This is a genomic window from Dysgonomonas sp. Marseille-P4361, from assembly GCF_900343125.1.
GTDB lineage: Bacteria > Bacteroidota > Bacteroidia > Bacteroidales > Dysgonomonadaceae > Dysgonomonas.
The window spans coordinates 284,251-298,044 of the sequence record NZ_OPYL01000001.1; the positions used below are offsets into that span (position 1 = coordinate 284,251).

Annotated in this window: 8 protein-coding genes; 4 read left to right on the forward strand and 4 right to left on the reverse strand. The window is 37.2% G+C overall.

Annotated elements, in window-relative coordinates; genetic code table 11:
- Positions 1-10: 10 nt before the first annotated feature.
- The gene (locus DHU68_RS01200) at positions 11-1,363 is read right to left on the reverse strand and encodes a M60 family metallopeptidase (protein WP_108821144.1); all 1,353 of its coding nucleotides are present in this window, start codon (positions 1,361-1,363) and stop codon (positions 11-13) included.
- Positions 1,364-1,629: 266 nt separating this feature from the next.
- Here DHU68_RS01200 and DHU68_RS01205 point away from each other — a divergent pair, with 266 nt between their 5' ends.
- From DHU68_RS01205 to DHU68_RS01220, 4 genes are all read left to right on the forward strand, one after another.
- Complete coding sequence (locus tag DHU68_RS01205; RefSeq protein WP_108821145.1) at positions 1,630-3,228, forward strand: DUF6377 domain-containing protein; 1,599 nt, start codon at positions 1,630-1,632, stop codon at positions 3,226-3,228.
- 235 nt (positions 3,229-3,463) lie between these two features.
- On the forward strand, positions 3,464-5,176 hold the full coding sequence (locus DHU68_RS01210; protein WP_108821146.1) for a right-handed parallel beta-helix repeat-containing protein: 1,713 nt from the start codon (positions 3,464-3,466) through the stop codon (positions 5,174-5,176).
- A 22-nt stretch (positions 5,177-5,198) separates the two neighbouring features.
- On the forward strand, positions 5,199-7,238 hold the full coding sequence (locus tag DHU68_RS01215) for a hypothetical protein (protein ID WP_108821147.1): 2,040 nt from the start codon (positions 5,199-5,201) through the stop codon (positions 7,236-7,238).
- A gap of 261 nt (positions 7,239-7,499) precedes the next feature.
- A complete protein-coding gene (locus DHU68_RS01220) occupies positions 7,500-10,121 on the forward strand; it encodes a valine--tRNA ligase (RefSeq protein WP_108821148.1) in 2,622 nt (873 codons plus the stop codon).
- Between the two features lie 70 nt (positions 10,122-10,191).
- On the opposite strand, the gene DHU68_RS01225 is transcribed toward DHU68_RS01220, so the two are convergent.
- From DHU68_RS01225 to DHU68_RS01235, 3 genes are all read right to left on the reverse strand, one after another.
- On the reverse strand, positions 10,192-11,310 hold the full coding sequence (locus tag DHU68_RS01225; protein ID WP_108821149.1) for a hypothetical protein: 1,119 nt from the start codon (positions 11,308-11,310) through the stop codon (positions 10,192-10,194).
- A gap of 154 nt (positions 11,311-11,464) precedes the next feature.
- The gene (locus DHU68_RS01230; RefSeq protein WP_108821150.1) at positions 11,465-11,956 is read right to left on the reverse strand and encodes a GtrA family protein; all 492 of its coding nucleotides are present in this window, start codon (positions 11,954-11,956) and stop codon (positions 11,465-11,467) included.
- A 29-nt stretch (positions 11,957-11,985) separates the two neighbouring features.
- Positions 11,986-13,740 (reverse strand): glycosyltransferase family 39 protein, encoded by a 1,755-nt coding sequence (locus DHU68_RS01235; RefSeq protein WP_108821151.1) that lies wholly within the window; start codon positions 13,738-13,740, stop codon positions 11,986-11,988.
- Between the last annotated feature and the right edge of the window lie 54 nt (positions 13,741-13,794).

Below are 13,794 nucleotides of genomic sequence, written 5' to 3' on the forward strand. Positions count from 1 at the left end.
GAAAACAAAACTATTTTTCTGCTAATGATTGCTCTATCAATTTCATCTCCTCCGGCGTATAACATGTAATAACAACATCTTCTCCGGCAGCTTCAGACACATGACTTAAGAAATAGAGCAATTTTTCATATGAGGTTTTTAACTCTTTTTCGGGCATATTATTACAGTCATATAGCTTTTTAAAGGCTTTCTCATAAACTTCCCATCCATACTTTTCCTTTATACGAAGGAATGTATAATGCAGGGCATCTCCATTGTTTTTCGCAATTTTCTGACCTAAGGTTTCATCGTAAAAGATCTTGTAATAATCAATTATATCACGACCTTTATATAGAACATCTCGCTGGCTTACAGTACCACCACAATCCTCTATAGCATATGACATCCTAAAGTTAGCAAAAATCTCATCATTCCAATTCCAATAATTACATCCCATTGCAGTTCCTACTGAAAAAACATGTCCAATCTCATGTAAAATGCCAAAAGACCAATCATCATTGTCTCTATATTTTTCAAGAGATTCTGCTATTTTCACATTATTATTCCAAAGAATAGGATTTCCAGCTAGTGCCCAATAGCCTTTCTCTACTCCCGGTGTTGTTAATATATCCAGCTTTTTGCCTTGGTAAGGAACTCCTCCAATTAATTTCTCATACGATTTATAGATAAGATCCAGCTTGGTAACCCAAGACTGTATTTCTTCATCAGAAATACTCTTTTTATCTACATCTACCATGAAACGAACATGTTCACCTTCGAAAACCTGAATCTGATCTGCCGGAGTTTTCTCCAATATTACATCATCAAACCATGCTGTGCCTTTGGCTGTACCTCCATTAGTTGTTCCTCCATGAAAGCCCAATCTACAGCACAACTCGGCTTTGCCTGTTTCATTCGCTATAAAGTCAATATAAACCTCTTGCCAATCATTAGTCCCATGTATAAACTTCGAAGCATTCCATATCTGGTTCGAATTCTCCATATTGACTGTTAATATCGCCCCTCTACCCTCCTCTACATTTTCGGTTTTTATCTTAGCCTTCATGCGATAGAGAGTGCCCGGCTCTAAGTTTTCGACAACCTGACTAATATACAATTCTCCTCTTTCTGTATTGGTTATTTTATAGCAACCTGAGTTATCAACTCCTCCGTCTGTCAACAAAGAAAAATTATCTTTAAACTCCTCTTCGTTTATTTTCCATTTAGCTATTTGTTCAGTATCGGAACTAAAATCTTCATAAAAAATTTTGGAGTCGTCTTTCTTTACACATTGTGTTGTTAGAAGTAAAAAGATAGATAAGAAGGCAAGAAGAAGAGCTTTTACTTTCAATGTCTTTGGTCTTATAGCAAAGAGAGGTTTCATATATTCAGTGATTTTAGGTACATATAAAAAAGTCGCGTTTCCGTTTTCATAGTAAGTAGACAGTATTTTCTACAAGTTTTAGCTTTTAAGAAAACTATTTCCTTTCTTTGCGAAGTTAAAACTTATATAATACGATAAACGATCGGGAGGCAATCAAAGTAGCTTGTAATACACACAATAAATTATAAATAATTATATATCTATAACTTACACCTGCTAGTCGTCATCTCTTAAGTAGATTTATTTAACATTAAAAGCACGAGAAAATGAAGCACATTACTACCTTATTTATTATCCTTTTCTGTTCAAATGCAGTTCAAGCAAATAATACTGAACTCTTGCTTAAAGAACTGGATTCGAAGCTTTCGAATAGAGAATACTATATGAACCTGAAGGAAAAAAGAGTAGACAGTCTCAAAAACATGCTTTCTCATTCTTTGCCTTTGATTGAACAATACAGAATAAATAGAAAAATATATGACGAATATGCAAATTACAATGCAGAGCTCGCTTCTCAATATATTTTTAAGAATAAAATTCTTACCGATTCTCTAAACAGTCCTGCTCTGCTGGTAGATAATAAACTATGTTATGCCGAATTGCTTTCCACCTCAGGGCTCATAAAGGAAGCGATGGATGTAATCGTAACAATCAATCGTGCTGATGTTTCGGAAGATATGCTCTCCAAATACTATGAGACTCTATCCTGGGTTTACAGAAAAGCAAGCACCTATGCAAATGACTCTATTTTTGCTCCAAGCTATCTAAAGACTGGACAATTATATACTGATTCGGCCTATATACATACACCTCCCAATACAATCGAATCAATCTATCTTAAAGGATACATTTTAATGGAAAGAAACGAAATAGATGAAGCAGAGGAGGCCTTACTGGAAGTGTATAATAAAACAGCGGTAAATACCCGTATATACGCTATTATTACTTACTACTTATCCACCATCTATATGAAAAAGGGGAATATAGATAAATATGAAGAATTTCTGATCAGGTCAGCAATATCAGATCAAGAATGCGCCTTAAAAGAGAACTTAGCCTTACAATCATTAGCTTTTTACCTATATCAATATAGCCCAGAGGATCTGGATAGAGCACATAGATATATCCAGTTTTCGATGAGTGACGCTCAATTTTACAATAATCGAGTAAGGGCTGTGCAAATAGGGCAGAAGCTACCTATTATTGTATCTGCCTTTCAGGATAAGGTAGATGCGGAAAATGGCAAATTAAAGATATCTTTAGTTATCATTTCACTTCTTGCTTTATTGACTGTTGCAACCATTATATACATCTATGGACAAGTGAAGGTATTAAACAGTAAACAAGACGAACTGCGAAAACTGAATACTCAATTAACCGAGCTTAATGCCGATTTGCACAAAGCAAATAAGACAAAAGAGGAGTATGTCAGCATCTTTGCCGACCTATGTTCTTCTTACATAGATCAGATGGATAGATACAGAAAAATGGTTGCCCATAAAATTGCCGCAAATCAGATAAACGACCTGATCAATACAGTTAAATCTTCAGAGAAAATAGATTCTGTTTTATCCGATTTTTTCCAAATATTCGATAAGTCTTTCCTTAATCTGTACCCTAATTTTATTAAAGACTTAAATGCTCTATTGCACGAAAAAGAACAGATTGTCTTGAAAGACGGAGAATTGCTGAATGCTGAACTAAGAATATTTGCGCTAATAAGACTAGGAATATCCAATAGCTCCAGCATCGCTCTATTTTTACGGTATTCACCACAGACGATATATAACTATCGAACAAGAATACGAAACAAAGCCATCAATAGAGAAAGCTTTGAAGAAGATATTATGCATATCGGTATATAATACATATCGGTAAAACAAGGTACTAATTTGACTACTTTAATAATTAAGAACAAAACACATTTGTCACTGTATACCAGCATATTAAACTCATACATACTCTTATTACATCTACTTTAACTCTGACAGAAGTATTTTTAATCAAAGAGATGTAGTAATTTGCAACTAATTAAACCTTTTGAAGTACCATTATTGGTGCTCATGACAACATGAGTTAACCAAACTAAAAACACATCAAATGAATACCTTTAGGAACTATCTTTTATGTACTTTTTTACTGACATCCACTCTTCTTAGTTTTGGATTTAGTAAAGGAGAATCTACAATAAAAACAATATATTTATCTTCATACGGAGCAATCCCAAATGATGACATTGATGACTCTAACGCCTTCAGAGCTGCTCTTGATGAATGCAGAAAACATCCTGGAACTACTTTAGTTATTGAACCCGGTGATTATAATTTCAAAAACGAGCAAGCCCTTAATTTTGAATATAAAGCCATCAATGGGCAATATGGGGAAAATGTGCAAGGACATTTCTTTAAGCCTAACGGAGAGTATGTAATTGCGCTTGACTTTGACAGCTTTAAAGACATCACTATTCAAGCTCAGGGAGTTACCCTTATTCAAGAAGGGTGGTACGAAGCTGTTTCTATTACCAATGCTGAAAATGTGACTATAAACGGATTGACATTAATACACAAGCGTCCTCCCTTCACTACCGGAAAAATAGTAAATTCGACCCCAGATTATTTCGACATGAGAATAGACACACTCAAATACCCGTTTCTTACCGACAAGATAACTGGTAGAGTACATTTTCATGATGTAGAAAAACAACGAATCTATACAGGAGGAAGAGTAGAGAAGAAAGAACTGATAGACAGAGAGACAATCCGCTTGCATACAAAAACTCAGCCTAAAGTAAACGACCTTTGTATATTACGCCATTCGGCACATAACAGAGCAGGAATCCTCATCAAAGAATCTTCTAATATAAGCATCGAAAATGTAACAATCCACTCTCATCCGGGAATGGGAATCGTAGGACATAGATCTGAAAACATTACAATGAGAAATCTTCAAGTCGTTCCGGCTCCGGGTACTGTAACGTCTACAAATACGGATGCTACTCATTTCACCAGCTGCAAAGGAAAAATTCTTTTCGATGCATGCAAATTTGGAGGACAAGGCGATGACTGCACAAATGTACATAACTACTATTGGAGTGTGTATAAAGAATCGGGCAATACTGTAAGAGTAACCGTAGAAAATGCCGACCTGCATGCCCTATCTCTTGACTATCCTGATATTGGCGACACCATTGCTTTAGTATCTAGAGATAAACTTACACCTGTAGAATATTATATAACCAAAGAAGTTAAAACATCTAAGGAAAAATGGGAAGTTCTTGTTACTCTGGATAAACCATTAAAATATAATCCCGAAGAATATTATATGACCAACCTTACAAGACGTCCGGCTGTAGAGATTGTCAACAATGTGGTAAGAAGCCATATGGCAAGAGCATACCTGATCAAATCTAGGAATGTGAAAATACAAGGAAATGTAATTCAAAGCAGCAGTGGTTCAGCCATACAGCTTGGAGCAGAAGCTAGTTGGAGAGAGAGCGGACCAGTAGAGAATGTCCTGATAGAAAACAATTGGATCATAGGTTGCGGATACGGGCATGGTCGACAAAAGGGGAGTGCAATCAGCGCCGAGGTTAATGGGGTGAAAGTGAAATCAGACCAACTAAATAAAAACATCATTATCCGAAACAATGTAATAGAAGCCGAAGGCATTAGTGCTATTTATATTTCGGGAACAGATGGAGTAGAGATCACAAATAACAAAATATCAGGAAGCGAAGAAGCTATACTTGTAGAAAACTCCAAACACGTAACAATAGAAAACAACGGAAAACTTCCATTTAGAATAAATGATTAATTAATTCTTCAAAATAAAAGACATGGTAAAACACATCAAAACAATTGTTCTATTACTCATCGTACCATTACTTACAATGGCTCAAACACAATGGAATGTTGAATCAGAAAGCAGTATTGTCTGGAATATAGACAATAAAAATATTCCGCACTATGATCATATCGAAATGAGTGGATTAAAAATGTCATCAGTGCTCAGATATGGTGTCAATCCTAATGGCTCTTTTCAACTAGAGAGATCGATGGTTTGGCCTATGCTTCGTACATTGCCAAACAACACACATGCCAGTCTGATGCAACGCTTTGCAATAGACTATCCTTCACTTCTTTTGGTTAACGGCTTAACGTTAAACAACGAAAAAGTGAAACAGATAAAACTGGACGGAAGACTATCTGTTGTCAGTGATTTCTGTACAGGCTATGTAAACACCGGCGCAGCCAGAAAAAGAACTCCTGTCCCTGTAGTTGAAGTCACTCGCTCGTTCTTCCCTTCTACTGACAAGCCAATGCTATGCGAACAGTATACTGTAAAAAACATTACCAGCAAACCAATAACTGTAGTTGTTCCAACTCATCACAACGAGTATAAAACCGATCCTGCTAAAGGAAAAGACGGCAGTTATACTATTGTTACTTCTATACAAAAAGAGGATAGTAAACTATACCAACTACAACCGGGAGAAGAAATCAAATTCCATGCTACAGTACAAGCTTACAAAAAAGGAGAAAGCGAAATACAAGCAAATGTAGCACAAGAGCAAGAAGCCAGATTAAAATATATAAACGAAGTAACTTCTAATCTGGAGTTTATCTCTCCTGATAAAACATTGAATACAGCTTTCAGCTTTGCTAAGGTAAGAGCTTCGGAAAGTATTTATGAAACAGCGGGCGGACTAATGCATGGTCCTGGAGGAGAGTCGTATTATGCAGCAATATGGGCTAACGACCAGGCTGAATACGTAAATCCATTCTTCCCATTCCTGGGATATGCTACAGGAAACGAGTCTGCATATAATTCGTTCAAGCATTTCGCACGTTTTATGAATCCTGAATATAAGGCTATTCCTAGTTCAATCATTGCTGAAGGAACTGACATATGGGCCGGAGTAGGAGACAGAGGAGATGCTGCTATGGTCGCTTACGGAGCATCAAGATACGCATTAACTAACGCTGATATTAATGAGGCTAAAGAACTTTGGCCGTTGATAGAATGGTGTCTCGAATATTCGAAACGCAATCTGAATGCTCAGGGTGTAGTAAACTCAAATACTGATGAATTAGAAGGACGATTCCCTTCGGGAGATGCTAACCTTTGTACTTCAAGCTTGTATTACGACGCTCTTCTCACTTCTAGTTATTTAGCAAAAGAATTGGGCAAAAATGCTCAGGCAAAACAATACAAAAAACAAGCTGATGCTCTTAAGAAAGCAATCAACTCGTATTTCGGAGCAACAGTAGAAGGTTTTGACACCTATCAGTATTATGATGGCAACGATATTCTACGTTCGTGGATCTGTATCCCGCTGACAGTAAACATTTATGACAAAAAAGAAGGTACAATCGACGCTCTATTCTCTCCTAGACTGTGGACTAAAGATGGATTATTAACTCAGGCAGGAACTGAAACATTCTGGGATCGCTCTACTCTTTATGCATTGCGTGGAGTGTATGCTGCCGGAGCAAGGGAGAGAGCAACAGAATACATGAAACATTACTCTCAACAACGTCTGTTAGGCGATCACGTTCCTTACCCGATTGAGGCTTGGCCGGAAGGAAGTCAAAGACATTTGTCGGCAGAGAGTGGGCTATATTGCCGCATCGTTACAGAAGGTATCTTTGGTATTAGACCAACCGGATTCAAAACATTTGACCTTACTCCGCAATTGCCTAACGAATGGGATAACATGGAATTGAAAAATATCAGGGCTTTTGATTCTAAACCATTCAATATATCTATCTCTAGAGTAAATGGAGATAACATAAAGATAACTATTGAGAGAGATAGCAAAGTAATAAAAACAATCAATAGCAAAAACGGAGAAACAAAAGCGATAAAACTTTAAGACCAGCGATAAGTTAATTTTTTTACAGATTACAAATCACTCTTCGAGTCCAGTGAGTATTGATTATTCGCTGGGCTCTTTTTTTATCTAAGTAGCCCCTAAACAAAATACATAGTCCTCCTGTCACACGATAGAAGGACTATTTTGCAAGAGTTCCACCCTTAAATTGATAATATATTTAGATAGAATTCATGTTTTTATCAAATCTTTATCAGTTATTTCGTATTTTTGCTCCTCAGTAAATAATTTTGACCACTAATTATGGAAATTGCAAGTAAATACAATCCTATCGAAGTAGAGGATAAATGGTATAAGTACTGGTTGGAAAGCAGATTCTTCCACTCAGAGCCAGACAATCGTGAACCATATACAATTGTTATACCCCCTCCTAACGTCACAGGTGTCCTACATATGGGACATATGTTGAACAATACGATTCAGGATATACTTGTCCGCCGTGCCCGTATGCAAGGCAAAAATGCATGCTGGGTTCCCGGTACAGACCACGCTTCTATCGCAACAGAGGCGAAGGTGGTAGCAAAATTGGCATCCGAGGGGGTTAATAAAAACGACCTTTCCCGCGATGAATTCTTGAAACATGCCTGGGACTGGACTCACAAACATGGAGGTATTATCCTTGAACAGTTGAAGAAACTGGGTGCTTCGTGCGACTGGGACAGGACTTGTTTCACTATGGATGAGAAACGTTCCGAGAGCGTATTGAAAGTATTTGTAGACTTATACAACAAAGGTCTTATCTATCGCGGCGTAAGAATGGTTAACTGGGATCCGGCTGCTCAAACAGCAATTTCGGACGAAGAGGTTATCCATCAAGAAGTGCATGGCAAATTGTACTATGTAAAATATAAGGTTGAAGGAGAGGACGGTTACATCGTAGTAGCAACTACCCGCCCTGAAACAATCTTTGGTGATATCGCGGTTTGTATCAACCCGAATGACCCTAAGACAGCTCACATGAAAGGCAAAAAGGTGATTGTACCGATTGCTAATCGTGCAGTTCCTATTATTGAGGATGAATACGTTGATGTAGAATTCGGAACAGGCTTCTTGAAAGTGACTCCTGCTCACGATGTGAACGACTATATGCTGGGAGAAAAATACAATCTGGAAGGGATTGACATATTTAATGATAATGGGACATTGAATGCTCATGGTCTTCAGTACGAAGGAATGGATCGCTTCGATGTTCGCAAGAAAATAGAAAAAGACCTTGAAGAACTGGGACTACTGGATAAGGTAGAAAACTATACCAATAGCGTAGGTTTCTCGGAGCGTACTCGTGTTCCTATCGAGCCAAAGCTATCGATGCAATGGTTCCTAAAAATGGAAAATCTTGCTAAACCAGCATTAGATGCAGTGGAAAATGACACCATCAAATTTCATCCGGCTAAATTCAAAAATACATACCGCCACTGGATGGAAAACATCAAAGACTGGAACATAAGCCGTCAGCTTTGGTGGGGACATCGTATTCCTGCATATTATCTTCCGGAGGGAGGTTTTGTAGTAGCCTTGACAGACGAAGAAGCGTTGGAAAAAGCACGCAAAGAAACAGGAAACAACAACCTGCAACTATCCGACCTTCGTCAGGATGAAGATTGCCTCGACACGTGGTTCTCTTCATGGTTGTGGCCTATATCTGTTTTCGATGGCATCAACAATCCAGAAAACGAAGATATCAATTATTATTATCCGACTAACGACCTAGTTACCGGACCAGATATTATTTTCTTCTGGGTGGCACGTATGATCATGGCAGGGTACGAATACAGAGGAAAAGCTTGTTTCGAGAATGTGTACTTTACCGGTATCGTAAGAGATAAGGAAGGTCGCAAGATGTCGAAACAACTAGGCAACTCGCCTGACCCAATCGAGTTGATGGACAAATATGGTGCAGATGGTGTTCGCATGGGACTGTTACTTACTGCTCCTGCAGGAAATGACTTACCTTTCGACGAAGGTCTTTGCGAACAAGGTCGTAATTTTAACAATAAAATATGGAATGCTTTCCGTCTGGTAAAAGGATGGGAAGTGAGCGATAGCATCGAACAACCAGAGTCTGCTAAAATAGCAATCAATTGGTTCGAGAATATATTGGCTAAGACTGTAGCTGAATTAGACGATTCGTTCAAGAAATATAAATTGTCTGAAGCCTTGATGACTGTTTACAAACTATTCTGGGACGAGTTCTCGTCTTGGTATCTGGAAATGGTAAAACCTGCTTATCAACAGCCAATAGACAAGAAAACATATGAAGCTACACTAGGCTTCTTCGATTCTCTTCTTCGCCTGCTTCATCCATTTATGCCTTTCATCACAGAGGAATTGTGGCAAGCTCTTGCTCGACGTGAAGAAGGTGAAAGCATCATGGTAGCAGCAATGCCAAGCAATACTTCTTACAATAAAGACCTTATTGCAGCATTCGAAAAGGTAAAAGAGACTATTGCCGGAGTGAGAACTGTTCGTCTCCAAAAGAATATTTCGAACAGAGAAGAACTGTCTCTTGAGGTTATAGGAGAATATTCAGCAGCATTTGATAGTGTTATTTCCAAAATGGGAAATCTATCTTCTATCAATGTCGTAACAGAGAAGAACCCAACTGCTGTATCTTTTCTTGTTGGTACTACAGAATTTTCGGTTCCTCTTGGCAGCAATATTGATGTAGAGGCTGAATTGAAAAAACTAAACGAGGAGCTTGTTTATCTACAAGGCTTCCTGGTATCGGTAGACAAGAAGCTTAGCAATGAGAAATTTGTAGCCAATGCTAAACCTGAGATTGTGGAGAATGAACGCAAGAAACAAGCTGATGCCGAGAGCAAAATACAGACTATAAAAGAGAGCATTGCTAACCTAAGCAAATAACTTCTCTCTACAGATAAAATAAGCGCTATAATCGAATGATTATAGCGCTTATTCTATTATATATACGATTCTAATTATTCAGTGTAATATCTGATTTCATCAGCACCATATTCTTCAAATATTCAAATTCCAGTTCGAAGCATTCACTAAATATTTCATCGGCAAAGGCTTCTTCCATTTGCTTAACAGTCCAGAACTTCCCTCCCATTTTACCTTCGCGTTTTACCATATCTTCGTTATCAACTTCTGCAACAAACAAAAAGATCAAGCGCTTCGTGTTATCATTCTCGAAAACATACTTTAAAATAAAGCGTAACGATACATTTATATTATCGCCGATCATTTGTTTTATACTGTTTCGGGCTGCAAGATTGATTTCATGATTGAATAGCATATATTTCTCGAAAGGATAGTCTAATTTTCCCGGACTAAGAATATCATCCACTGCTCTTTCCTGCAAATAGACTTTAGACTTTGATACTAAAGCAACCCTCACAATCGGGTGCAGAAAACGGTTCTTCATATTCATCGAAACACACTTGGCTATCTTTCCTGTAACTTCTCCTTTTTCGGTAACAATAGGAAGCCATTCTTCTCGTTTGAGTTTAGATGCTAGCTTGCTTACCTTGACAGCTTGATATATACTGATTGCTAATAATATCACTATCGGAGCTACGCAAAAAATAAGCATTTCCCAAACTTTCACATGGTTGTTGAACACAAGCTGACGATAGAGGATTATGCAGAAGATATGTATCGTAAGCAGATACTGAATCAGAGCTACTGATGCATAATACTCACCAAGCAAAGCCTTCTGAAACGAGCTTTTCTTACGAAAAAACACTGTTGATACATAGGTCTTACTAGCTCGTAACACCATAAACAAAGTAATAATAATTATCTCGCAAACAACAATATAAGTATGTATTTTAGCCACATACTCATTCGTCAGTATCCATGCTAAAAAGGTTATTAATAATGCTATTCCTGAAATATAGAACGACATACTAAAACCCCGTGTCCGATAAAACAATCGAACTAGAATTTCCCCTCCTATAGCAACTAACACAGCTATTGCTATAGCATATTCTTCATACATCTGCAATGCATGCAATACAATGTAGAGAATAAAAGGGAGCAACCCTATAACAGGGTTGGAGATATATTTTTTCAAACCTTTGCTAATCATGCCCAATTATATTAACAAAGAAAGAGTCATACAAGAAATATGTATAAATATAACTTTATTGATGACAAACCAATAAAAGGTCTAGTATAACTCATTCTTCTGTAGCTATTACTTAAACAACTAGTATAGAATTTTGTTTGCTAGATCACTTATTTTATTTAGGCTCTTGTACTTGTTTAGATTTGAAAGTAACAAACTTATTAACAACGAATTGCATTGCAGCGACAAAACATGTGGCAATAATCTTTGCATACATCTCATCAATCTGAAATTTACCAACAAGTAATGTAATCAACATAGTGCTGATCACTAAGCCTATAGCTGCAATCCCAACGAATGATAAAAATCGCTGAAACTTATTGTCTGTCACCTTAAATGTAAAATAGCTATTCAGAATGAAATTATTTGTTATTGCAAGGAGCGAACTTATAACGTGGGAAACATCCGCATCTATCACATAAAGAGGAATCTTGTCTCCTAAAAAATCTCTTATGTAAATAGAAAATGGGTATTGGACAGAAAACTTCACAGCAAGCAGATAAAACACTCCCATGTCTATCACCATTCCTACCGATCCGACTATGCCGTATTTTACTAATTCACGAAGTCCTTTCTTCTTTGTCAGATCCTTAACCTGCTTCTTCATCCGTATTTTTATGTAGTTTATTATGCTTTTTACTTTTTCTTTATTCTAAAGAAGAGCATCTCACTTTTGTTCTCATTATATTTATCGCTTGATTCCAGCAGAGTGAAATCGTAGCGGTCTCCATATTCTTTCTTAATGTCTTCTACGCAATATTGTAACATTAAAAAATAACCTACTTCAGGAGATTCCTTATCAATATTCTTAAACATATTACCTAAATAGAAATTCAATGCGTATTGATTATTATAATCCTTAAGGCGGTTTGTCACATACACGTTATCTTTCAACTCATATTCTTTTAAAAGTTTTTCGGCAAAAGTTCGTGCAGAGTAGGCATTTTTAAAGCCTGGCAACAGATACGCATCTAAGAATAAGTTAATAGCCAACATCAGACCAAATCCGGCCATTAATATTTTTACATTAATTTTCTTACTCAGAAGATAGGTAGTATTCCCTATTGCTAATAATAAGACAGAAACTCCAAACAATCCCCACCAGCCGGGATTGATGAACTCATCCGAGAATATTTTAAAATCGCGCAATGTACGTTCTCTTTTAGAAATATGATGAGCTAGTTCTTCAACGTTAATAACCCCAACAAAGGCTAAGAACAATATGATTACTGCAAATATACTTATCCCTAGCAGAATAGAAGTAGAAATACGTACTGCCATCGGTTTCATTTCGGTTAAGAAAAGGAAGAAGCGAGCCATAAAAATAGCGATGAAAGGATATATCAACATGATATACACACTTCTCTTGGAAGCCGGAATAGTAAAGAAGACAAGAGCTACTACTATAATTATAAGGCTATACAACAAAGGGGTTTCCATAGTAAGAAGCTTCTGAAAAAAGGTCTTTATTGTTCCCTCTGGTTTCTTATACTGTATAAAAAATAAAGAAACGAACAACAAAATTGTCCATGGAAGGAAACCTGACAATAATGTTACAGGATAGTAATACCAAGGGTTTTCTACACCTAGATTGTAATCTATCCCCAATTCTTCTGTACCGATGCGTAAGAATCGTCCAAAATTTTCGGCAAACACTTTGGTAAGAAATGCTTCTCCTTGTATTTGATAAGCAGCATAATACCATATGGCCGGAATAATTAGTGCAGAAAGCATAATCGCAAGGCTCTTAAATGTAGCTTTGAAAAAGTTTTCTCGTTGAGTTAACAAGAACACGCCGAAAATAGCACATGGCAGTAATGCGCCTACCGGACCTTTAGACAAAGTCGCAACACTCAGTAATAACCAAACGGAGACAAGCTGACCAAGCCGTTTTTTCTCATACCATGTATACATCTGAATAAGTGCCGATACCATAAGCGTTGTCAGTAGCATATCGATACGTGTTGTCATAGCAGCACGATGCAACTCGAAGCAAGTAATCATAATTAAGCAGGCGACAAATGCCTCTAACGTCGGTCTGCGCCTTGCAAAGAACATAAAACAGACACCAACCATTGCGATAAATGCCAAGGCTGAAGGAAGTCGTGAGGTAAAAGGCGTTACTTCTCCGTCATTTAAAGCTAAAGAGAATCCTGCTATCAACCAGTGTGTAAGAGGTGGTTTGTATGCAAACTCATCAGCATAACTGGAAGGGATGATCCATTCTCCTTTCTCAATCATAGATATTGCAAGAGCAGCCTCTCGTGGTTCTCCTTTCGTATAAAAATCTCCTAAGCCGATCCAAGGTAGAGTAGATAGTGTAGCTATTAACAAAATCAGCAAAAGCGGTTTTTGCAGATAAAGAGTCTGTAAGAAATGCGTTTTTTTCATCTAGATTGAGAATTTTGAGAGGACAAAGATAAATCATTTATGATTAAAAATGAA

What these genes read in the sequence shown, in the direction of transcription:
- DHU68_RS01200 (WP_108821144.1), bottom strand. Translation starts at nt 1,363, where the DNA reads ATGAAACCTCTCTTTGCTATAAGACCAAAGACATTGAAAGTAAAAGCT.
- DHU68_RS01205 (WP_108821145.1), top strand. Translation starts at nt 1,630, where the DNA reads ATGAAGCACATTACTACCTTATTTATTATCCTTTTCTGTTCAAATGCA.
- DHU68_RS01210 (WP_108821146.1), top strand. Translation starts at nt 3,464, where the DNA reads ATGAATACCTTTAGGAACTATCTTTTATGTACTTTTTTACTGACATCC.
- DHU68_RS01215 (WP_108821147.1), top strand. Translation starts at nt 5,199, where the DNA reads ATGGTAAAACACATCAAAACAATTGTTCTATTACTCATCGTACCATTA.
- DHU68_RS01220 (WP_108821148.1), top strand. Translation starts at nt 7,500, where the DNA reads ATGGAAATTGCAAGTAAATACAATCCTATCGAAGTAGAGGATAAATGG.
- DHU68_RS01225 (WP_108821149.1), bottom strand. Translation starts at nt 11,310, where the DNA reads ATGATTAGCAAAGGTTTGAAAAAATATATCTCCAACCCTGTTATAGGG.
- DHU68_RS01230 (WP_108821150.1), bottom strand. Translation starts at nt 11,956, where the DNA reads ATGAAGAAGCAGGTTAAGGATCTGACAAAGAAGAAAGGACTTCGTGAA.
- DHU68_RS01235 (WP_108821151.1), bottom strand. Translation starts at nt 13,740, where the DNA reads ATGAAAAAAACGCATTTCTTACAGACTCTTTATCTGCAAAAACCGCTT.